The organism is Amycolatopsis dongchuanensis (assembly GCF_039542405.1).
In the GTDB taxonomy this organism is placed as follows: Bacteria; Actinomycetota; Actinomycetes; order Mycobacteriales; family Pseudonocardiaceae; genus Amycolatopsis_E; species Amycolatopsis_E sacchari.
Genome location: NZ_BAABIB010000114.1, coordinates 29,791 through 50,401 on the forward strand (window position 1 = coordinate 29,791; position 20,611 = coordinate 50,401).

The following is a 20,611-nucleotide window of genomic DNA, read 5'->3' on the forward strand; positions in this document are numbered from 1 at the left end:
ACCCCGAGACTAAGGCGAAGGTGACAACGCCAACTGCCGGGCCTGGCACACGAGCCGTCCCGCCGAGTCGATGACCGTGGCGTCCGAGTCGAACCACGCCTCGTGCACCGAGCGGGACTCCACCTGCACGCGCAGCCAGCCCGACGCGGGCCGGGCGCGCACGAGCGCGGTCAGCTGCACGGTCGGCGCCCAGCCGGTGCGGCCGAGGTTGAACACCACCGGCGGGTTCACGTCCCCCGCCAGCAGCACGAAGTACGGGTCCGGCACGCCGTGCCGCGGCCGCACCCACAGCCGCAGCCGCGGCGGTTCACCCGTGCGGCCGGTGAGGTAGCCGGCCGTCGCGGGGTCGAGCCGCACGTCGCAGCCCTTCGCGAGGTTGAAGGCGCCCTCCGCGGTGTCGCCGCCGAGCGGGATCGCCCGCGGCGGCGGTTCGGCGGGCATCGGGGCCAGGTCCGTCCACTCCGGACGACGGATCGGCAACCGGCCCGCGGTCACCGTCGCCTCGACGCAGCTGCGCCCCCGCTGCTCCAGCCGCACCGCGACGACCGTGGCGCGGCGGCCCACCTTCCGCAGGTCCGTGCGCAGCAGCACGGGCCCGATCGCGGGCGGGCGCAGGAACTCCGCGCTCACGACGAGCGGCTCCGCCGTCGGCTCGCCCCGCTCGGCGAGCACCGCGACGGCGGCCTTCGCGAGGAGGGACAGCAGAAATCCCCCGTGCGGGTGGTGACCGATCGACCACTCAGGGCGAAGGTCCGCGGTCAGCGTGCCGTCTCCCAGGGACCTCACCGCGCATGCCACCTCGAAGGACGCGGGGTCCTGGGCCTCCACCGTGCTCACGAACGGCTGGCCAGGGAGCGGAGGAAGAAGGCCAGGTTCGCCGGCCGTTCGGCCAGCCTGCGCATCAGGTACGCGTACGAGTTCTCCCCGAACGGCACGTACACGCGCACCGTCTCGCCTTCGGCGGCGAGCCGCCGCTGCTCGTCGGGCCGGACGCCGTAGAGCATCTGGTACTCGTACGTGCCCTGCTTGCGGCCGTGGAAGCGCACGCGCTCCCGCAGCAGGGGCAGTAACCGGGGGTCGTGCGTGGCGAACATGGGGTAACCATCCCCGGCCAGCAGGACGTTCGCCGCCCGGACGTAACTCAGATCGACGTCGTGGTCCCTCTTGTGGGCGACATCCGGGCTCGCCGCGTACGCCCCCTTGCACAGCCGCACCCGCGAATCCGCCTGCGCGAGGGCGGCGGCGTCGGCCTCCGTGCGCTTCAGGTACGACTGCAGCACCGCACCCACCCAGGGCCACGTGTGCCGCAGCTCCGCCAGCACCCGCAAGGTGGCGTCGACGGTGTCGTGCTCCTCCATGTCCAGCGTGACGGTGGTGGCGCACTGCTCGGCCGCGGCGCAGACGCGCCACGCGTTGTCCAGCGCCAGCTTCTCGTCGAACCGCAGCCCGACCGCGGACAGCTTGAGGCTCACCTCCGCCCGCACCGTGAGCCCCTCGCCGTGCAGGCGGTCGAGCAGGCCGAGGTACGTCTGCACCACCTGCTCCGCCTGCCGCGCGTCCCCGGTGCGCTCTCCGAGATAGTCCAGCGTCACGTACAGGCCGTCCTCCGCGAGCGCGGTCGTCGCCGCGACGGCGTCGCCGACTGTCTCACCGGCGATGAACCTGTCGACGACACCTCTCGTGGCTGGGGCTGCGGTCACGACACGGTGGACCGTGTCGCTGCCTGCGGCGGCGAGGATCAGCGAGCGGAACGGGTTCACGCTGGAAACTTTACGTGTTCACATATCGGAAGCCCATGCTCCGGAACGCGGCAACCGAGTGAAGTTGATCTTGTACCGTCGTCACGCACCCAGGTGGAACCGCGCGAACAACAACGCCTCCGCCAGGTCTTTCATCCGGTGCGCGGAGCTCGGCGCGCGGCGCGTGTTCACTTCGAGCACGACCTGCCCGCCGAAGTCGCTCGCGGCGAGCTTTTCGAGCAGCTCCGCGCACGGCTGACCGCCGCGGCCGGGCACGAGGTGCTCGTCCTTCGGCACCCCCGTGCCGTCGGCGAGGTGCACGTGGGTCAGCCCCTCGCCCATCCGCTCGGCCAGCGCGAGTGCGTCCATTTGAGCGGCGGCCGAGTGCGACAGGTCGAGGGTGTAGTGCCGGTAGCCCACGTCGGTCGGGTCGATCGAGGGCCGGAACGCCGACATCCGCGTGTCCTTGCGGCCGCCGGGCGGGCGCACCTTGAACATGTTCTCGACGGCGATCTCGATGCCGCTTTCGTCCTCCAGCTCGGCGATCAGGTCCTCGAACGCGTCACCGTAGCGGCGCTGCCAGCGGAACGGCGGGTGCACCACGACCGTCCTGGCCTCCAGGTCGAGCGCGGCCTCGACACTGCGCCGCAGCCGGACCACCGGATCCGGTGACCACACGCGCTGCGTGATCAGCAGCGACGGCGAGTGCACGGACAGCACCGGCACGCCCGTGCGCCGCGACCAGCGGCGCAGCTCGGGCACGTGCTGGCTCACCGGATCCACCCACACCATGACCTCGACCCCGTCGTAGCCGAGGTCCGCGGCCAGCTCGAACGCGGTGCCGGCACGGAGCGGCCACACCGACGCGGTGGACAGCCCGACCGGGATCACCGTGACAGCAGCAGGAGTGCCGCGGGCGAGACCGTGACCACGAGGCCGACCAGCACCGCGAGGACCATCGTCTGGATGTCGTCCGCGCGGCGGATCTTCCGCACGATCCACACCAGGCCGACGATCACCACGAGCGCGACGACGAGCGCGGCGGCGGGCAGCTGGCCCCACAGCCAGTTGAAGCCCAGCCACACCGCGGCACCGCCGATCACGCCCAGCGCGAGCTGGACCGCCATCGACAGCCACTGCTTCGCCGGGGAGGCGGGGCGTTCCGGCTCCGCCTCCTCCGCGTAGTCCTCGTCCTCGGCGTGCCCGGCCTCGTCGGGCTCGTAGTCGTAGCCGCCGCGGCGCTCCGGTTCGGCCTCGCCGAACTCCCCGAACTCGTCGACCTCTTCGTCGTCCTCCGCGAAGGGGTCGTGGAAGCCGGTGGCTTCGAGGTGCTCGTCGGGCACCTGCTCCTCGCGCACGGCGGGCATCACGCCCACCTCGGTGTCCTCCGAGCTCACCTGCTCACGCTGGCGGCGCCAGCGCGACAACCCCGCGGGCGGGGCGTCCGGCGGGACGACCGCCTCGGGCGGCTCGCTGCCGTTGACGGCCTGGAACTGCTCGGTGTGCGGTTCCGGCTCGGCCGGCGGCCGGGCGGGGGCCCGGCGCGGACGGCGCGGGGGCACCGGGAACGCGCCGCTGGGCGGCGGCCCGGGATCGGGGGTGTCCTCGGGCGCCGGGGCGTCGAGACCGTCGAGCCGCGCGGCGAACGCGCTGCCGGGCGCGCCCGCGGGCGGGCGGCGCAGCGGCTGCACCTGCCTGGTCTCCTCGGCGGCGCGGGCAGCCCTCGGCTCATCCTGCTCCGGCAGGGGCAGCGCGCCGGACTCCTGCGGCGGCCGCTGAGGCAGGCGCGGCCGGCGGCCCGGCATCGAGTCGGGACCACCGGAGGGCCTCGGGAACGCACCCGACTCGGGCGGGACGTTCCGCGGGGGCGGGGTCGGGTCCGGACGACCGAAGGTGCCCGACTCCTGCGGGGGCCGGGGGAACGCGCCGGACTCCGGCTGCCCGGCGCCCGGCTGCGGGAAGGCACCCGAAGCGGGCGGGACCGCGCCGTTGACGGGGCCGTTCGGGCGGGGGAACGCGCCCGAAGGCGGGGCGCCGTTGGGCCGCGGCAGCGTCGCGGAGTCCTGCGGGCGCAGCGGCGGGGCGTCCGGGGGCCTCAACGACCCGTTGTCCTGCGGACGGAGCGGACCGGCGTCCGGGGGCCGCAACGAGCCGTCCTGCGGACGGAGCGAACCCGCGTCCGGCGGCCGCAGCGAACCCTCCTGGGGACGGGGCAGCGCGGCGGAGTCCTGGGGGCGCCGAGGCGCGCCGGTCTCCTGGGGACGCAGCGGCGGGGCGTCCGGCGGGCGGAGCGAGCCGTTGTCCTGCGGCCTCAGCGGGGCGGCTTCCGGAGCCCGGGCCGGGCCCGCGTCCTGCGGTGCCCTGGGCGGGACGGGCTCCTGGGGACGGAACAGGCCGGAGTCCTGCGGAGCGGGCTGCTCGTCGTCGGGCAGGGCGCGCCTGCCGCCGTTGCGGCGGCCGTTCGGCGGCAGCGGGTTGTCCCCGCGGACGCGTTCGATGATCGCCTGCGGGCCGGTGTCCGTGGCACCACGCGCGCGCCGGGGCGCGTCGGTGCCGTTCGGCGCGGCACCGCCGGGCTGCTGCTCTTCCTCCTCGTCGGCGGCCCGCCGGTGCCGACGACGGCCTTCGACGTTCCCGCCGTGCAGGGCGAGCAGCTCGGCGACCGTCTTCTGCGAACGGTCCTGACCGCTTTCCCGACTCATCAGCGTTTCACCCCCACCGCACGTTGGTCGTCGCGTAGCCTGCGAGCCCGGGTCCGGGCACGGCACACGTGCAGCACCGCCTCACGCATCCCTTCCACCTTTCCACCGTGCCCTCACCGCGTCACTCCCGTCCACCGGGCGTGCTGTCACCGGTCCGTTCGCGCGACGAACTGCGCCACGCCTCCGGTGCAGTGTCGTCCGCACCGTTCGAGCGGTCCAGTCGCCGCAGGATCAGCCCCTCTCGCAGAGCCCACGGGCAGATCTCCAGTTCGTGCACCGACAGCGCCCGCATCGCGGCCTGCGCCACCAGCGCGCCGGCCACGAGCTGGTGCGACCTGCTCGCGCTGACCCCCTCCAGCTCGGCCAGGTCGGCCGCCGTCATCCGGGAGACGAAGGCGATCAGCTGCCGCAGTGCGGTGTCGGACAGGGTACGGCGTACCCGCGGGCCCGCGGCGGAGGGCGCCGCCCCCGCCAGCCTGGCCAGCGAACGGAACGTCTTCGACGTGGCCACCACCCGGTCGGGCGCGCCGAGCGCGGCCACCTTCCCCGCCAGCGGCGCGAGCTGCTCGTCGAGCCACGCGGACGTGGCCACGAGCTCCGACCGGCTGGGCGGGTCGTGCTCGAACCGGGTGCGGGTGATGCGCCCGGCGCCCAGCGGCAGCGACTCCGCGAGCTCGGGTTCCTCGTCGATGCCCATCGCGACCTCGAGCGAGCCGCCACCGATGTCCAGCACCAGCAGCCGCCCGGCGGACCAGCCGAACCACCGGCGCACCGCGAGGAACGTCATCCGCGCCTCGTCCGGCCCGGAAAGCGCTCTCAGCTCGATGCCGGTCTCGTCCCGGACCTTGCGCAGCACCTTGGCCGAGTTCGTCGCCTCGCGCACCGCCGACGTCGCGAACGCCATGACCTCCTCGCAGCCCAGCTCGGTGGCCGACTTCTTCGCGGTGGCGACCGCGTCGACCAGGCCCTGCGCACCGGCCTTGCTCAGCTCGCCGTGCTTGGTGATCTGCTCGGCGAGGCGCAGCACGATCTTCTCGGAGTGCATGGGCGTCGGGTGGGCACCACGATGGGCGTCCACCACCAGCAGATGCACGGTGTTGGACCCGACGTCGAGTACCCCTAGGCGCACAAAGCCCTACCGTACCCGGAAGGCGGCTTAAGTCTCGAACTTGTAACCAAGACCGCGCACCGTCACGAGGTGCCGCGGGGAGCCGGGGTCGGGCTCGATCTTCGACCGCAGCCGCTTGACGTGCACGTCCAGCGTCTTCGTGTCGCCCACGTAGTCCGCGCCCCACACCCGGTCGATCAGCTGGCCGCGGGTGAGCACCCTGCCGACGTTGCGCAGCAGGTACTCCAGCAGGTCGAACTCCTTCAGCGGCAGCGAGACCTCGCTGCCGTCGACGGTCACGACGTGCCGCTCGACGTCCATCCGCACCGGGCCGGCCGCGAGCACCGGCGGCGCCAGCTCGCCCTCGCCGCCGTTCTCGCCGCCGCGCCGCAGCACGGCACGCACGCGGGCGATCAGCTCGCGCGCGGAGTAGGGCTTGGTCACGTAGTCGTCGGCGCCCAGTTCCAGGCCGACGACCTTGTCGATCTCGCTGTCCCGCGCGGTCACCATGATCACCGGCACGGCGGAACGCTGCCGCAGCTGCTTGCACACGTCCGTGCCGCTCATGCCGGGCAGCATGAGGTCCAGCAGCACGATGTCGGCGCCGTTGCGGTCGAACTCCTCCAGCGCCTGCTGGCCGGTGGTGGCCACCGCGGCGGTGAAGCCCTCCTTGCGCAGCAGGAAGGCCAACGGGTCGGCGAACGACTCCTCGTCCTCGACGATGAGCACCCTCGTCACTGCTTTCCTCCCTGTTCCTGACTGGTCCCCACGAGCCGGGGTACCCGGTCGGGGGTCTTGTCGGCCGCGGCGCCGTTCGGTGCCGCGCCCTGGTACGCCGGCAGCCGCAGGGTGAAGGTCGACCCCGTGCCCGGCATGCTCCACAGCTTGACCTCGCCACCGTGGTTGGCGGCGACGTGCTTGACGATCGCGAGCCCCAGCCCCGTGCCGCCGGTGGCGCGCGAACGCGCCTTGTCGGCGCGGTAGAAGCGCTCGAAGACGCGCTGCTGGTCCTCCTCGGCGATGCCGATGCCGCGGTCGGTGACCGCGATCTCGACCATGCCGTCCACCAGCCGCCTGCTCACCGAGACGGGGCTGCCCGGCGGCGAGTACGCGACGGCGTTCTCCAGCAGGTTGGACAGCGCGGTGACGAGCAGGGTGCGGTCGCCCTCGATGAGCAGGTCGCTGTCCGGGTCGGCGGTCACCTCGATGTCGGCGGACTCGGCGGAGAGCTTCGTGCGGCCCAGCGCCTCGCGGACGACGGCGTCCACCTCGACCACGTTCAGGTCGGGCAGCCGCTCGGCGCCTTGCAGCCGGGACAGCGCGATCAGCTCGGTGACCAGGCGCCCCAGCCGGGTCGACTCGTGCAGGATCTTGCCGCCGAAGCGGCGCACCTCCTCGACGTCCTCGGCGGCGTCGAGGACGGCCTCGGCGAGCAGGGCGATCGCCCCGACCGGGGTCTTGAGCTCGTGGCTGACGTTGGCCACGAAGTCGCGGCGGACCGCCTCCAGGCGCGCGGCCTCGGAGTGGTCCACCGCCTCGATCACGGTGAAGCCGTCGCCGAGCGGGCGGACGTGCCCGACGACGGCCTCGGGCTGGCGGCCCCGCGCCTCCAGCGGCGACAGGTCGACCTCGACCGGCTCGTCGGTCTCGACCACCTGCTCGGCGGCCTTGCGGGCGCGGGCGTCGGCGCGGTTGTCGCGGATGAGCCCGAGCGTCTCCGCACGGTCGTTGTGCAGCACCATGTCGCCGAAGCGGTTCAGCACCACGACACCGTTGTGGGAGGAACGCACGAGCCGCAACAGCAGCTCGGCGACGGTGGGACCAGCCGGCCGGCGGTCGGCCCGGCGCCGGCGGGACCGGCTGACCAGGGAACCAGCGAGCCCGCCGACCAGCAGGCAGCCGACGGCCAGGGCGAGTGCGGCACTCACGCTCACGGCTGAATCGTAAGCACGAAGCTGACCATTTGACCTAGCCTTGACGGCCTTGTCGTGACGCCTGTGACACCTCCACGGAAACTGTTGGCCGCTGGTTCAGGCCCTGTTCACGGGACCGCCGCCCGGCCGTGATTCACCGGATCGGGTCGATCCGGCGCAGTTCCTCTTCGGACAGTCGCAGCGCTCCGGCCGCCAGGTTCTGCTCGAGGTGCGCCGGGTCGCTCGTGCCGGGGATCGCGAGCACGTGCGGGCCCTGGTGCAGCGTCCAGGCGAGCCGGACCTGTGCGGGCGTCGCGTCGTGGGCCTTGGCGACGGCCTCGACCTCCGGGTCCTCCTGTCCGGAGTGGATCGCGAAGAACGGCACGAACGCGACGCCCTGTTCGCCGCACAGCCGCACGAGTTCGTCGTCTTCGCGCCTGGTGGACAGGCCGTACATGTTCTGCACGCACACGACGGGGGCGATCTGCTGGGCCTCCGCCAGGTGCGCGGCGGTGACGTTCGAGATCCCGAGGTGCCGGACCAGGCCGGCCTCCCGCAGTTCGGCCAGCGCGCCGAAGTGCTCGGCGAGCGAGCCGCTGCCGCGGTCGAGGGTGTCCCCGAGGCGCAGGTTCGCCACGTCGAGGTGGTCCCTGCCCAGCTGGCGCAGGTTCTCCTCGACCTGCCCGCGCAGCTGGTCCGGCCGGGCGTAGTAGAACTCGCCCCACGGGTGCCGCCCTGGGCCGACCTTGGTGGTGATCACCAGCTCCCCGGGGTAGGGGTGCAGCGCCTCCCTGATCAGGTCGTTCGACGACAGGACCGAGGTGAAGTAGAAGGCGGCGGTGTCGATGTGGTTCACGCCGAGTTCGACGGCGCGGCGCAGCACCGCGACGGCGCGGTCGTGGTCGCCGGGGGCGTCGGGTGTCCCGGGCAGCCGCATCGAGCCGAAGCCCAGGCGGTTGACGGTGCGGTCGCCGAGGGTCCAGGTGCCCGCCACGTCGGCGGTGGTGGTTCCAGTGCTCATGCTCCGAGCGTGCTTCGCGGGCGCGAGCGACGCCTCCGGTTGGCACTTTCCTGCCACACTGGAGGGGTGGATGTCTCGGTGGTGTTCGGCGAGGCCGAGCTGTTCGAGCGCGCGGCGCACCTGTTCACGGCGGGTGAGCCCGTCGCCTGCGCCGCACACGACCTGTACGCGTGGGCGGTGGCCCGGCAGGTGAGCCGGCCGACGCCGGTGGACTTCCCGGTCCGCAAGCTGTACCGGCCCGCCGTGCTGCTGGACCCGGTGCAGGCGCGGCACGTGCGGGAGCTCGCCCGGATGGGCGCGCAGGTGCGGATCACCCCGTCGGAGATCAGCGAGACGTTGATCTTCGGGGAGCGGGCGGCGATCCTCGCCGGGGACCGGTCGAGCGGCGAGCGCAGCTACAGCGTCGTCACCCGTCCCGACGTGGTGCGCGGGGTGACGTCGCTGTTCGACGCGGCCTGGCGCTCGGCGACGGACCTCGCCGTGTTCGAGGCGCGGTTCGCCGAGGTGCGGCCGCTCGCGCCGCGGATACTCGACATGCTCGCGTCCGGCTGCAAGGACGAGACGGCAGCCAAGACGCTCGGGCTCGGCCTGCGCACCTACCGGCGCCGCGTCGCGGAGCTGATGGCCGTGCTGGGCGCGGAGTCCCGCTTCCAGGCCGGGGTGCGGGCACGCGACTTCGGGCTCGTCTGAGCGCGGGAGCCCGCTGGGCTCCCGCGCTCGGACGAGGATCAGCGGCCCTGCGCGGCGACGGCCGCGGCGGCTTCCTTGGCCGCCTCAGGGTCCAGGTACGTGCCGCCCGCGGTGACCGGCTTGAGGTCCTCGGTCAGGTCGTAGCGCAGCGGGATCCCGGTGGGGATGTTGAGCCCGGCGATGGCCTCGTCGGAGATGCCGTCGAGGTGCTTGACCAGCGCCCGCAGTGAGTTGCCGTGCGCGGCGACCAGCACGGTCTTCCCGGCGCGCAGGTCCGGCACGATGGCCGACTCCCAGTACGGCAGCAGCCGCGCCACGACGTCCTTCAGGCACTCGGTGAGCGGCGCATCGTCGGCGTAGCGCGGGTCGGTGTCCTGGCTGAACTCGCTGCCGCGCTCGATGGGCGGCGGCGGCACGTCGTACGAACGGCGCCACAGCATGAACTGCTCCTCGCCGAACTCGTCACGCACCTGCTTCTTGTTCTTGCCCTGCAGCGCGCCGTAGTGCCGCTCGTTGAGCCGCCAGCTGCGCCGCACGTCGATCCAGTGCCGGTCGGCCACGTCGAGCGCGATGTTCGCGGTCGAGATGGCGCGGCGCAGGAGCGACGTGTGCACGACGTCCGGCAGCAGCCCGGTCTCGGCGAGCAGCTGCCCGCCCTTGCGGGCCTCCTCCTGCCCCTGCTCGGACAGGGGCACGTCGACCCAGCCGGTGAACAGGTTCTCCGCGTTCCAGGTGCTCTGCCCGTGGCGGAGGAGCACCAACGTTCCAAGTTCGGCCATGCGTCGAATCTAACCGCGGCCCGAACCTCCCCGTGATGGACCAGGGTCTACGCACAGTGCGTTACTGCTCGGTAACGCGATCGCCCGGGAGCGGGAACGGGCTCGAACGGCCAGCGCGGAAAGTGACACTTGCTGCGTTGCGTTAACAGCCGTTATAAATTTCACTCGAATGGAGTATCCAGTAGTCTTGTGATTACTGGTGGATATCTGACAAGTTGACTTACGTCCCGCACCGCTGGATTCCACGCACTCCCCAGCGGCGGCGGGAAGCGACCGCAGCTCGTCTCCCCCCTGCCGAGCTGCGGCCCCGCCGGCCCCGTTGGCACTCCCCCTCGCCACCGGGTCCACAGCGGCGGGAGCGTTCAGCGGGGCGGCTCGAGTTCGCGACTCCCCCTCCCTCGAGCCGTCCCGCCTCCCCCTTGCATGCTCGCGCTGGCGCGCTCGCCTGCGGGAGGCGGTTCCTCATTGCTTTCTGGGGGTCGAACCCCCAGACCCCCGCCAGGGGCGAGCCCCCTGGACCCCCATCGCGGTGGTCGGCTCGAGTGCGTATGTCGCCAGTCGCCGTGGTCTCGTCGTGGTTACTGGGTGAGGGTGCCGGGTTCGTGGGGGGTTTCGGGTTCTACCAGGTGTTTGAAGGCTTGGAGGTTGGCCAGGGACTCGCCCCGGGAGACCCGCCAGTTCCACTCGCGTTTGATGCTGGTGGCGAAGCCCAGTTCCAGGATGGTGTTGAAGTCGTTGTCGGCGGCCTCCAGCACCTGGCCGAGGAGCTTGTCCAGCTCCTCCTCCGTCACGGTGCTCAGGCCCAGCCTGCCGACGAGGTAGATGTCGCCGAGCGCGTCGACCGTGTAGTGCACGCCGTAGAGCTTCGCGTTGCGGCGCAGCAGGAAGCGGTACACCGCCTCGTGCTCCTCGTCGGGGCGGCGGCACACGAACGCCTCGATCGCGAACGCGTGCTCACGCACCAGCAGCCAGCAGTTCGTCTGCAGCTTCTTCGTGCCCGGCAGCGTCACGAAGTACCGGCCCTCGCCCTTCCGGTCGTAGCGCAGGTCCGCCTTGTCCAGCGTGGACCGGATCACCTCGTCGATGTTCAAACCGCAACCTCCGCACGTACCGCGTTCCGGAACGAGTGTGCCGCCGCGGCGTAGGTGTCCAGCAGCGCGTCCGTGGTGCGCTGCCACGAGAACCGCCGCGCGTGCTGCACGGCGTTCGCGCCCAGCTCGGCCCGCCGGTCCGGCCGCAGCGCGACGCTCGCGAGCGCGGCCGCCCAGTCCTGCGCCGCGTGCGACGGCACCAGCAGCCCCGAAACCCCGTGTGCCACGGCCACCGGCAACCCGCCGACCTCCGCGGCGACCACCGGGGTGCCGCACGCCTGCGCCTCCAGCGCCACCAGGCCGAACGACTCGTTGTAACTGGGCACAGCTACCACGTCCGCCGCGCGGTAAACCTCGGCCAGCCGCTCCCCCGGCTGCGGCGGCAGGAACCGCGTCTGCCCCTCGATACCCAGCGCCACGGCCAGTTCCCGCAGCGCCTGCGGCTGTTCCAGACCCGTCCCCGACGGACCGCCGACGACCAGCACGACCAGCCGGTCCCGCAGCCCCGGCCGGCGCTGGAGCAGGTGCGCGGCCGCGTGCAACAGCACGTCCGGCGCTTTCAGCGGTTGTATACGACCTGCGAACGCGAGCACCACGGCGTCGCGCGGCAAGCCGAAGCGGTCCCTCGCCGCGTCCCGCGAGCCCGGCGTGAAGCGCTCCAGGTCCACCCCGGGCGCCACGATGTGCACGGAGTGCGGATCGGCGTCGTACAGGCTGACCAGCTGGCGCGCCTCGACGGGCGTGTTCGCCACTAGGCAGTCCGCCTCGGCGACCACCTGCTCCTCGCCGAACACGCGCGTCCGCGGCTCCGGCTTGTCGCCCTCGGCGAGCGCGGCGTTCTTGACCTTCGCGAGCGTGTGCGCGGTGTGTACGAGCGGTACGCCCCAGCGGTCCCGCGCGAGCCAGCCGACCTGCCCGGACAACCAGTAGTGCGAGTGGATCACGTCGTAGTAGCCGGGCTCGTGGAACGCCTCGGCCCGCAGCACACCGGACGTGAACGCGCACAGCTGCGCCGGCAGCTCGTCACGGCCCAGCGGTTCGAACGGGCCCGCGGGGATGTGCCGCACCAGCACGCCGGGCGCCAGCTCCGCGGCCGGCGGCTGGTCCGACGACGTGGCCCGCGTGAACACCTCGACCGAAATGCCGCGATTGGCCATTTCAACGGCTGTATGCGTGATGTATACGTTCATCCCGCCCGCGTCGCCCGTGCCCGGTTGCTCCAACGGCGACGTGTGCACCGACAGCACCGCGACCCTGCGCGGCCAGATCGCCGAGTTCCGCCGAGACCCGCGCAGCGAGATCGTCACCCTGGTTCACTCCCGTTGTGTCCTGCTGTCCGCCACGGGGCGGAGGCCGCCCCTGGACGCAACACGGCATGCCCCCGCCATCTTCCCCAACGGGCAACGCGGCTACAGCGCGGACTTCGCCCGCCAGGCCGGCCAGGACACCAGCCAGTCCATGACGTCCGAGGTGACGGGGCCCGCGAGCCGGGAGCCGGTGATCTCCACGGGGTCGCCGATCAGCGCCGAGTCGAAGTAGTCCTTCGCGTCGGCCTCCAGCAGGTTGACGCAGCCGTGCGAGGTGTTCCGCCTGCCGATGTTGGCCGCGTTGTCCTGGTTCTCGTGGATGAACTCGCCGTGGTTGGAGATCCGGCACGCCCATTTCTTGTTGACGTTGGTGTAGCCGTAGCGGGCGTTGTCGAAGATCGCCGACGGTTCCTTGGTCATGATGATGAACGTGCCGTTGGGCGTGTTGAGGTTCACGTCCGAGTCGAGCCCGTTGCTGCACGGGTAGCTCTTGACCTTGGCCCCGTTGCGGTAGACGTTCATCACGTGGTCGGGGGTGTGGATCTTCACGACCTGGTTGCGCCCGATCCTGAACTCCGTCGTCACGTCGGCGCGCGCGTACCGGCCGCCGCCGAGGTCCATGCCGTACAGCTCCGCCGCCACGGTGACCTGCGTGTTCGGGGGCCAGTACTCGTTCGGCCGGAAGTCGACCTGCCGGTCGGACAGCCAGCCCCACGAGCCCTCGACGTCCTTGCTCGTCCGGATCTTGAGCGCCTTCTCGACCTCGGCCTTGTTCGTCACGTCACCGCTGAACTTCACGCTCACCGGCATCGCGACGCCGACCTCGGCGTTGTCGGTGGGGTTCACGGTGACCCGGATCTGCTGCGCCGGGTTGATCGTGGTGAAGCCGCCCGAGAGCTCGGCGGTCTTGCCGTCGCTCCCGGTCGCCTTCGCCGCGTAGCGGTAGGTCTTGCCGTAACCCAGTACCTCGCTGCTGGTCCACACCGTGCGGTCGGGGTTGAAGGACCCCGCGACCGCCTTGCCGTCGGCGTTGGTGAGCGCGACCTCGGTCAGCGAGCCGCCGGTGACGCGGACCGTGACCGGCTGCCGGACGGGCACTTCCTTGGCGTCGGCCGCCGGTTCCGCCGTGAGCTTCGCCACGGGCGCGGCCTCGCTCGCCCGCCCGCCGCCGTCGGTGTTCCTCCCGCCGCCGGAGCCCCCGCTGCACGCCGCGGCGAACGCCGCAGCGCTCGCCGCCAGTGCCGCCTTGACCACCGCACGCCTGTCCACCACTTCGCACAACCTCCCGCACTCCCAGAGCCGGACCCCCCGCTTGCGAGGATGGCGGCATGAGCCAACGAACCGCAGTCGTCACCGGGGCCAGCGCGGGCATCGGCGAAGCCACCGCCCGCGCACTGGCCGAAGCCGGGTTCCACGTCGTGCTCGGTGCCCGCCGCCTCGACCGCCTGGAGAAGGTGGCCGCGGAGCTGTCCGGTACCGCACACCAACTGGACGTCACGGATCCCGCCTCGGTTGCCGCTTTTGTCCAGCTGATCCCAGAATGCCACCTCCTCGTCAACAACGCGGGCGGCGCCAAGGGCCTGGAACGTGTGGTCGACGCCGACGAGGACCACTGGCGGTGGATGTGGGAGACGAACGTGCTGGGCACGCTGCGGATGACCAAGGCGCTGCTGCCCAAGCTCGTCGAATCCGGCGACGGGCACGTGGTCACCGTCACGTCGATCGCGGGCCACGAGGTGTACGACGGCGGCTCCGGCTACACGTCGGCGAAGCACGCGCAGTCGGCGCTGCACCGCACGCTGCGCTCGGAGCACCTCGGCCAGCCGGTGCGGTTCACGGAGATCATCCCCGGCATGGTCGAGACCGACTTCTCGGCCAACCGGTTCGACGGCGACACCGAGCGCGCCGCGAAGGTCTACCAGGGCCTGACGCCGTTGACCGCGCAGGACGTGGCGGAGGTCATCGCGTTCGCCGCGACCCGGCCGTCGCACGTGAACCTGGACTCGATCGTGCTCAAGCCGCGCGCGCAGCTCGACGGTTCGCGCTCCTACCGCTCAGAGTGAGCAGTTGATCAGCAGGGGCTCCGGGTGCAGGGTCACCCCGAACCGCGCCCGGACCCCGTCCCGCACCTCGCGGGCCAGCGCCAGCAGGTCGGCGGTGGTCGCGCCGCCGCGGTTGGTCAGCGCCAGCGTGTGCTTCGACGACAGCGACACGCGGCCGCCGGGCCCGGCGTAGCCCTTGCCGAAGCCGGCGTGCTCGATGAGCCAGGCGGCGGACAGCTTCACGCCGCCGTCGGCCGGGTAGCGCGGCATCTCGACGTCGGCGAGCACGTCCTCGGCGACGATGGGGTTCGTGAAGAACGAGCCGGCGCTCCACGTGTCGTGGTCGTCGGCGTCGAGCACCATGCCCTTGCCGCGGCGCAGCTCCAGCACGGCCTCGCGGGCCTGCGCGGCGGGCACCCGCGCCCCGAGTTCCACGCCGAGCTTGCGCGCCAGCTCGGCGTAGCGGATCGGGGCGGACAGGCCGTCCTCGCGCAGGGCGAACCGCACGCTCAGCACGATCCCGGCGTCGGTGCCCTTGAGCACGCTCGTGCGGTAGGCGAAGCCCAGCTCGTCCGCGGTCATCGTGCGGACCTCGCCGACCCGCCGGTCGTAGCACTCGATCGAGGTCAGCAGGTCCGCGACCTCGCAGCCGTAGGCGCCGACGTTCTGGATCGGCGTCGCGCCCACCGAGCCCGGGATGCCGGACAGGCACTCCAGCCCGCCGAGCCCCGCGTCGACCATCGCGGCCACGAACTCGTCCCAGTTCTGCCCCGCGGCCACCTCGACCTCGGTGCCGTCGACCCGCCAGCCGCTCGTCGCGATCTTCACGACAGTGCCGTCGAACCCGGCGTCGCCGATCACCAGGTTCGAGCCGCCGCCGAGCAGCAGCACGGGTCCTCGCGCCCCGCGCACCGCGCTCAGCAGGTCTTCCGTGGTCTCGGCGACGACGAACTCGCGGGCGGGGCCGCCCAGCCGCAGGGTCGTGTGCTCGGCCAGGGCGGTCCGGGTTTCGACTCGGGTCACGGCTCCAAACGGTACTGTCTGCGGTCATGGCCTCCCGTATCGAGCACCACGCCGAGTTCTCGCAGGGCGTGGACGAGGTGTACGCCGCCCAGACCAGCGAGCCCGCGCTGCGGGCGCGGCTGGCCGAGATCGGCGGGCAGAACGCCGCGCTGCTCGACTACGCCCCCACCGCCGACGGGGTGCGGTTCACGCTGCGCCAGGGCGTGGCGGCCGACAAGCTGCCGTCGATCGTGCGCAACCTGCACAGCGGGGACCTGGCCGTGGACCGGCAGGAGACCTGGACCCGCTCGGGTGGCGGCTACACCGGGACGGCCAGGGGCACGGTGAGCGGCGTGCCCGGCGAGATCAACGTCCGCACCGAGATCGGTGCCGAGGGCGGGAAGACCGTGCTGCGCGCGACCGGGGAGGTGAAGATCCGCATCCCGCTGGTCGGGGGCAAGCTCGAGGGCTTCGTCGCGGATCAGATCACCAAGCTGCTGCGGCGCGAGGTCGAGCTGTCCGCGCAGTGGCTCGAGAGAAACCCCTAGGCAACCCCACCCGAGGCACCACCAACCCCAACCGCCTGCGCCGGGTCGACCGCTGGCTCACCGCTTCACCACGCGTGTCCACCCTGCTGCGGCACGCGGAAGACCCGTTGGTGGTGGACCTCGGGTACGGCGCGTACGGAGTGACGACGGTCGAACTCGCCGCGCGGTTGCGGGCCGTCCACCCGCGGGTGCGCGTGCTGGGGCTGGAACTCGATCCGGAGCGCGTGGCCGCCGCCCTGCCCGCCGCCGACCCGCCGTGGCTGGACTTCCGGCAGGGTGGGTTCGAACTCGCCGGCACCAGGCCGGTCGTCGTGCGGGCCTTCAACGTGCTGCGCCAGTACGCCGAGGAAGAGGTGCCCGGCGCGTGGAAGCTGGTCCTCGACCGGCTCGCCCCGGGCGGCCTGCTCGTCGAGGGCACGTGCGACGAGATCGGGCGGCTGTGCTCGTGGGTGACGCTGTCGGCGGACGGGCCACTGACCCTGACGTTGTCCGTGCGGCTGGGCTCGCTCGACCGTCCGTCCACGGTGGCCGAACGTCTGCCCAAGGCGCTCATCCACCGCAACGTTCCCGGCGAACCCGTGCACGATTTCCTGTCGCTTGTGGACGGTTGCTGGGCCGCGGCCGCCCCGCACGGCGCGTTCGGCGCGCGGTTCCGCTGGCTGGAGACCGTGCGCATGCTCCGCGCACGCGGCTGGCCGGTGCTCGACGGGCCGAAGCGCTGGCGCCTCGGTGAACTGACGGTGCCCTGGCACACGGTCGCGCCCAGGTAAAAAGGGGGAAAGCCCTACTCTTTCCCAGCGGGCAGCCAGTACGGGCGAACCCGGAAGTTACCCCGAACATCGGGCAAAACGCTGTTCACGAGTCGTGCGGCTCCGACACGATCGCCGCATGACGACGCTCATCGACACGGGGTACGAAGCAGTCGTGACCAGGGACCCGGCCTTGGTGGCAGGCTGCCAGGAACTGCGGCGGAAGGTGTTCTCGGCCGAGTTCGGGGTCGCCGAGGACCGCGACGAGTTCGACGAGATCTGCGAGCACCTCGCGGTCTCGCACCGGGGCGAAGTGGTGGGCACCTACCGGCTCCTCCCCCCGGGACGCAGTGAAACCCTTTATTCGCAAAGCGAATTCGCCCTCGACGCGCTGCGGCCGCTGCGGTCGGACCTCGTCGAGATCGGCCGCTCCTGCGTGCACCCCGCGCACCGGACCGGCGCGGTGATCAACCTGATGTGGGCGACGCTCGGCCGGTACGCGATGGCGGAGGGCTACCGCCACCTGGCCGGCTGCGCGTCGGTGTCCCTCGCGGACGGCGGTGCCACGGCGGCCGGCACGTGGGAGCTGGCACGGGCGCGGCACCTCCCGCCGCCGGAACTGCGTGTCGAACCACACCAGCCGTGGTTGCCGTTGCCCCGCAACGGGAACCGGCCCACCTACGCGGACGTGCCGCCGTTGCTGCGCGGCTACCTGCGGCTGGGCGCGTGGGTCTGCGGCCCGCCCGCGCACGACGCGGAGTTCGGCGTCGCCGACTTCTTCACGCTGCTGTCGTTCGACCAGGTCGGCGAGCGCTACCGGCGTTACTTCTTCGGAGACGGCAGGTGAACGCGTGGGCCGTGTGTTCACCGTGTACACCGCGCTGCGTCACCTCCACGCGACCTGGGGTGACCACAATGCAAGCGGTGCGACGGTGGCGGGGCGTCGGCTCCACGCTGGCGGGGCTCCCCTCCGCCGTCCGCCGGGGTGAGCTGCGTGCGACCGCGCGCCGGCTGCTCACGGAACTGGGGGTCGACTTGGCCACGGACACCGACCGGCTCAGCGCGCCCGGCGGGCGCGGCACGCTCATCGTCGGCAACCACGTTTCGTGGCTGGACATCGTGGCCGCGCTCGCCGTGGAACCCCCGGGGTTCCTGGCGAAGGCGGAGATCGCGGGCTGGCCGGTCATCGGGGATCTCGCGCGGCGCTCGGGCACCGCGTTCGTGGCCCGTGACGAGCTGCGCCGGCTGCCGCAGGTGGTGGCGGGCCTGGCCGACACACTGCGTTCCGGCCGGTCGGTGCTGGTGTTCCCCGAGGGCACGACGTGGTGCGGGCGCTGCGGGGGCGGCACGTTCCGGCGGGCCGCGTTCCAGGCCGCGATCGACGCGGGGGCGCCGATCCGGCCGGTGACCTTCGAGTACCGGCAGGACGGCGAACCGAGCACGGTCGCGGCGTTCGTCGGCGAGGACACGTTGCTGGCGTCGCTGCGCCGCGTGGTGCACGCCGACGACCTCGCGGTGCGGCTGATCGCCCACGAACCCTTCGAACCCGACGGCACCCGGCGTGAGCTGGCCGCCCGAGCGGAGGCCACCACCCGGCAGGTCGTCCATGCTTGAGGCGCTGAACCACATCACCGAGCTGCTGCGGGACACGCTCAGCTCCCCCTGGCTGTGGGTGCTGGTGTTCGCGGTGGCGGCGCTGGACGCGCTGCTGCCGTTCATGCCGAGCGAGACGACGGTGGTGACGGTCGCGGTGCTGCTGGGGCCGGACGTGCCGAGGCTGGCACTGCTCGTCGCGATGGCGGCGGTGGGGGCGCTCGCCGGGGACTGCCTGTCGCACTGGATCGGCCGCCGCGCGGGGCCGCGGATGCTGGCCCGGCTCCAGCGGGGCGAGCGCGGGCAGGCGCGGTATGAGTGGGCCCGGAGCCAGGTGGAGCGGCGCGGCGCCCTGTTGATCGTCGCCGCGCGCTACCTGCCCGGTGGCCGCGTGGCGAGCGGGCTGGCGACCGGCAGCATGGGGGTTTCCTGGGGCCGATTCATCGCATACGACGCGCTCGGAACCGGTATTTGGGCTGTATACAGCGTGTGTATCGGCGCGGTGGGCGGCACGAAGTTCGCCGACGAGCCCGCCAAGGGGTTGCTGCTGTCGTTCGGCATCGGCCTGCTGCTGGTGGCTGTGCTGGAGGTCGCCCGCCGAATACGCTCCCGGTATGCAGCACGACGACTACCTGAAGACGATCCGGGTCCACTGCGACGCACTGCGATCGGCCGCGTCGGCAGCGGGCCCGGACGCGCCCGTGCCCACCTGCCCGGGGTGGACCGTTAGCAGGCTCGTCGCGCACCTCGCCCGTGTGCAGTCGTGGGTGGTCAACGCACTGGCCGACCCGACCGGACGGCAGGTCGAGGCCGACCGGCCGCCCCGTGACTGGGAGGAGCTGCTGCCCTGGTGGGACGAGCGGCGCGAGGAAATGCTCACCGGCCTCGCCGACCCGGAGACCCCGGCCTGGCTGCCGTTCACCCGCTACCCGCAGGTCGCGCGCTCGTGGGCGCGGCGGCAGGCGCACGAGGCGGCGATCCACCGGCTGGACGCCGAGCACGCGCTCACCGCCGAGCCGCCGCTGGTCTTCGACCCTGAATTCGCGGCGGACGGGGTCGACGAGCTGATCGCCTGGATGGTGCCGACGCGCCGGGACTGGTCGAAGTCGGCGCATTCGGGCGTCGCCGTACTGCATGCGACCGATGTGGACCGTGCGTGGGCGGTCCGGCTGTCTTCAGGCATGCCACCGGAGATCACGGCGGAGGTCGTCGCCGGTGACGTGACGATCGCCGGACCCGCGGACGCCGTGTACCGCCGGGTGTGGGGGCGGCCGAGCAGTGCCGTCGTCACCGGGAGCACCGAGCTGTTGGAGCCCCTCGCGGCGCCGTGAGCTGCGGCGGGGGATGATGACCGGGTGTCCGAACGACGTTATGTGATCACCTTCGGCTGTCCCGACCGCACCGGCATCGTCGCCCGCATCTCCTCCTTCCTCGCCGACGCGGGCGGCTGGATCGTCGAGGCGGCCTACCACACCGACCCGGACACCGGCTGGTTCTTCACGCGGCAGGAGGTGCGCGCGGACTCGCTGCCCTACGACGTGGACCAGCTGCGTGTGCGCTTCGGCGAGGTCGCGTCGTCGTTGTCGGCGGAGTCGAACTGGCGGGTCGAAGACACGGCGGTGCGCCGCCGCGTCGTGATCCTGGTGTCGAAGGACGGGCACTGCCTGTACGACCTGCTCGGCCGCGTCGCGTCCGGCGAGCTGGACGTCGACGTGCGCGCGGTGATCGGCAACCACGAGACGCTGGCGGACATCACCCGCGCCCATGGAATCCCGTTCCATCATGTGCCCTTTCCTCGAGAGGACCCTGCGGCGCGGAGCGCCTCCGTTGAGGGTGGTGGTGGGCGAGGGGCTGGCCATAAGGCCGCGGCCTTCGCGGAGGTGCGCAAGCTCGTCGAGGAGCACGACCCGCATGCGATCGTCCTGGCGCGGTTCATGCAGATCCTGCCGCCGGAGTTGTGCGCGGCGTGGGCGGGCCGGGCGATCAACATCCACCACAGCTTCCTGCCGTCGTTCATCGGGGCGCGGCCCTACCACCAGGCGCACCGGCGCGGGGTGAAGCTGATCGGCGCGACGTGCCACTACGTGACCGCCGACCTCGACGCGGGCCCCATCATCGAGCAGGACGTCATCCGAGTCGACCACGGCGACACGGTGCCCGACCTGGTGCGCAAGGGCCGTGACATCGAGAAGATCACCCTGGCCCGCGGGCTGCGCTGGCACCTGGAGGACCGCGTCCTGGTGCACGGCAACCGCACGGTCGTCTTCTAGGTGTGATGTTCAGGGACGTTGTCCCGGGTTGAGGTGACCGTTGGTGGCCTGTCGTGC

General features: G+C 72.2%; 22 protein-coding genes. 9 read left to right on the plus strand and 13 right to left on the minus strand.

The window, feature by feature from the left end:
- Positions 1-9: 9 nt before the first annotated feature.
- The 8 genes from ABFX51_RS29060 to ABFX51_RS29095 form a co-directional block, all read right to left on the minus strand.
- Positions 10-837, minus strand: a complete 828-nt coding sequence (locus ABFX51_RS29060) for a thioesterase family protein (protein ID WP_177228994.1) — start codon at positions 835-837, stop codon at positions 10-12.
- A complete protein-coding gene (locus ABFX51_RS29065) occupies positions 834-1,760 on the minus strand; it encodes a proline dehydrogenase family protein (protein WP_091516242.1) in 927 nt (308 codons plus the stop codon). The genes ABFX51_RS29060 and ABFX51_RS29065 overlap by 4 nt, the downstream gene beginning before the upstream one ends.
- An 81-nt stretch (positions 1,761-1,841) precedes the next feature.
- On the minus strand, positions 1,842-2,630 hold the full coding sequence (locus ABFX51_RS29070) for a sugar phosphate isomerase/epimerase family protein (RefSeq protein WP_281245249.1): 789 nt from the start codon (positions 2,628-2,630) through the stop codon (positions 1,842-1,844).
- Entirely contained in the window at positions 2,627-4,441 is a 1,815-nt protein-coding gene (locus tag ABFX51_RS29075; protein ID WP_346055554.1) for a hypothetical protein, read from the minus strand. The genes ABFX51_RS29070 and ABFX51_RS29075 overlap by 4 nt, the downstream gene beginning before the upstream one ends.
- A gap of 121 nt (positions 4,442-4,562) precedes the next feature.
- Positions 4,563-5,570: a Ppx/GppA phosphatase family protein gene (locus ABFX51_RS29080; protein WP_091516240.1), complete on the minus strand. Its 1,008-nt coding sequence runs from the start codon at positions 5,568-5,570 to the stop codon at positions 4,563-4,565.
- A 27-nt stretch (positions 5,571-5,597) separates the two neighbouring features.
- Positions 5,598-6,287: a response regulator transcription factor gene (locus ABFX51_RS29085; RefSeq protein ID WP_091516236.1), complete on the minus strand. Its 690-nt coding sequence runs from the start codon at positions 6,285-6,287 to the stop codon at positions 5,598-5,600.
- Positions 6,284-7,483 (minus strand): sensor histidine kinase, encoded by a 1,200-nt coding sequence (locus ABFX51_RS29090; protein WP_091516233.1) that lies wholly within the window; start codon positions 7,481-7,483, stop codon positions 6,284-6,286. The genes ABFX51_RS29085 and ABFX51_RS29090 overlap by 4 nt, the downstream gene beginning before the upstream one ends.
- Before the next feature lie 133 nt (positions 7,484-7,616).
- Positions 7,617-8,483, minus strand: a complete 867-nt coding sequence (locus ABFX51_RS29095; protein ID WP_346055555.1) for an oxidoreductase — start codon at positions 8,481-8,483, stop codon at positions 7,617-7,619.
- A gap of 66 nt (positions 8,484-8,549) precedes the next feature.
- Between ABFX51_RS29095 and ABFX51_RS29100 the strand changes: the two genes are divergently transcribed.
- On the plus strand, positions 8,550-9,173 hold the full coding sequence (locus ABFX51_RS29100; protein ID WP_346055557.1) for a DNA-binding response regulator: 624 nt from the start codon (positions 8,550-8,552) through the stop codon (positions 9,171-9,173).
- Between the two features lie 38 nt (positions 9,174-9,211).
- Here ABFX51_RS29100 and ABFX51_RS29105 read toward each other — a convergent pair whose 3' ends face one another.
- The 4 genes from ABFX51_RS29105 to ABFX51_RS29120 form a co-directional block, all read right to left on the minus strand.
- Positions 9,212-9,952 carry a phosphoglyceromutase gene (locus ABFX51_RS29105; protein ID WP_346055558.1) on the minus strand — a complete coding sequence of 247 codons (741 nt, stop codon included), beginning with the start codon at positions 9,950-9,952 and terminating at the stop codon, positions 9,212-9,214.
- 578 nt (positions 9,953-10,530) lie between these two features.
- Positions 10,531-11,043, minus strand: a complete 513-nt coding sequence (locus ABFX51_RS29110) for a type III secretion system chaperone family protein (RefSeq protein ID WP_346055559.1) — start codon at positions 11,041-11,043, stop codon at positions 10,531-10,533.
- A complete protein-coding gene (mshA, locus tag ABFX51_RS29115; RefSeq protein WP_425425896.1) occupies positions 11,040-12,338 on the minus strand; it encodes a D-inositol-3-phosphate glycosyltransferase in 1,299 nt (432 codons plus the stop codon). The genes ABFX51_RS29110 and mshA overlap by 4 nt, the downstream gene beginning before the upstream one ends.
- Before the next feature lie 114 nt (positions 12,339-12,452).
- Positions 12,453-13,622, minus strand: coding sequence for a L,D-transpeptidase (locus ABFX51_RS29120; protein ID WP_346055560.1), 1,170 nt, complete (start codon positions 13,620-13,622; stop codon positions 12,453-12,455).
- Between the two features lie 56 nt (positions 13,623-13,678).
- Between ABFX51_RS29120 and ABFX51_RS29125 the strand changes: the two genes are divergently transcribed.
- Positions 13,679-14,413: an SDR family oxidoreductase gene (locus ABFX51_RS29125; RefSeq protein ID WP_091516217.1), complete on the plus strand. Its 735-nt coding sequence runs from the start codon at positions 13,679-13,681 to the stop codon at positions 14,411-14,413.
- Here the strand turns inward: ABFX51_RS29125 and ABFX51_RS29130 are convergent.
- Positions 14,405-15,415, minus strand: coding sequence for a UDP-N-acetylmuramate dehydrogenase (locus ABFX51_RS29130; protein WP_346055561.1), 1,011 nt, complete (start codon positions 15,413-15,415; stop codon positions 14,405-14,407). The two genes, ABFX51_RS29125 and ABFX51_RS29130, sit on opposite strands and share 9 nt — an antisense overlap.
- A 26-nt stretch (positions 15,416-15,441) precedes the next feature.
- On the opposite strand from ABFX51_RS29130, the gene ABFX51_RS29135 reads away from it, so the two are divergent.
- The 7 genes from ABFX51_RS29135 (at position 15,442) to ABFX51_RS29165 (ending at position 20,554) form a co-directional block, all read left to right on the plus strand.
- Entirely contained in the window at positions 15,442-15,942 is a 501-nt protein-coding gene (locus ABFX51_RS29135; protein WP_346055562.1) for a DUF2505 domain-containing protein, read from the plus strand.
- Positions 15,921-16,712 (plus strand): class I SAM-dependent methyltransferase, encoded by a 792-nt coding sequence (locus ABFX51_RS29140; RefSeq protein ID WP_346055563.1) that lies wholly within the window; start codon positions 15,921-15,923, stop codon positions 16,710-16,712. Before ABFX51_RS29135 ends, ABFX51_RS29140 begins: the two co-directional genes overlap by 22 nt.
- Positions 16,713-16,830: 118 nt before the next feature.
- Entirely contained in the window at positions 16,831-17,538 is a 708-nt protein-coding gene (locus ABFX51_RS29145) for a GNAT family N-acetyltransferase (protein WP_346055564.1), read from the plus strand.
- A 68-nt stretch (positions 17,539-17,606) separates the two neighbouring features.
- Positions 17,607-18,305 carry a lysophospholipid acyltransferase family protein gene (locus ABFX51_RS29150; RefSeq protein ID WP_346055565.1) on the plus strand — a complete coding sequence of 233 codons (699 nt, stop codon included), beginning with the start codon at positions 17,607-17,609 and terminating at the stop codon, positions 18,303-18,305.
- On the plus strand, positions 18,298-19,014 hold the full coding sequence (locus tag ABFX51_RS29155; RefSeq protein WP_346055566.1) for a DedA family protein: 717 nt from the start codon (positions 18,298-18,300) through the stop codon (positions 19,012-19,014). Before ABFX51_RS29150 ends, ABFX51_RS29155 begins: the two co-directional genes overlap by 8 nt.
- Positions 18,899-19,615 (plus strand): maleylpyruvate isomerase family mycothiol-dependent enzyme, encoded by a 717-nt coding sequence (locus ABFX51_RS29160; RefSeq protein WP_346055567.1) that lies wholly within the window; start codon positions 18,899-18,901, stop codon positions 19,613-19,615. Before ABFX51_RS29155 ends, ABFX51_RS29160 begins: the two co-directional genes overlap by 116 nt.
- A 24-nt stretch (positions 19,616-19,639) precedes the next feature.
- On the plus strand, positions 19,640-20,554 hold the full coding sequence (locus ABFX51_RS29165; protein WP_346055568.1) for a formyltetrahydrofolate deformylase: 915 nt from the start codon (positions 19,640-19,642) through the stop codon (positions 20,552-20,554).
- The last annotated feature ends 57 nt before the right edge of the window (positions 20,555-20,611 follow it).

Excerpts from the sequence above, each read along its gene's own strand:
- ABFX51_RS29075 (WP_346055554.1), bottom strand. The coding sequence starts at position 4,441 with ATGAGTCGGGAAAGCGGTCAGGACCGTTCGCAGAAGACGGTCGCCGAG.
- ABFX51_RS29095 (WP_346055555.1), bottom strand. The coding sequence starts at position 8,483 with ATGAGCACTGGAACCACCACCGCCGACGTGGCGGGCACCTGGACCCTC.
- ABFX51_RS29105 (WP_346055558.1), bottom strand. The coding sequence starts at position 9,952 with ATGGCCGAACTTGGAACGTTGGTGCTCCTCCGCCACGGGCAGAGCACC.
- ABFX51_RS29125 (WP_091516217.1), top strand. The coding sequence starts at position 13,679 with ATGAGCCAACGAACCGCAGTCGTCACCGGGGCCAGCGCGGGCATCGGC.
- ABFX51_RS29135 (WP_346055562.1), top strand. The coding sequence starts at position 15,442 with ATGGCCTCCCGTATCGAGCACCACGCCGAGTTCTCGCAGGGCGTGGAC.
- ABFX51_RS29145 (WP_346055564.1), top strand. The coding sequence starts at position 16,831 with ATGACGACGCTCATCGACACGGGGTACGAAGCAGTCGTGACCAGGGAC.
- ABFX51_RS29150 (WP_346055565.1), top strand. The coding sequence starts at position 17,607 with ATGCAAGCGGTGCGACGGTGGCGGGGCGTCGGCTCCACGCTGGCGGGG.
- ABFX51_RS29155 (WP_346055566.1), top strand. The coding sequence starts at position 18,298 with ATGCTTGAGGCGCTGAACCACATCACCGAGCTGCTGCGGGACACGCTC.
- ABFX51_RS29160 (WP_346055567.1), top strand. The coding sequence starts at position 18,899 with ATGCAGCACGACGACTACCTGAAGACGATCCGGGTCCACTGCGACGCA.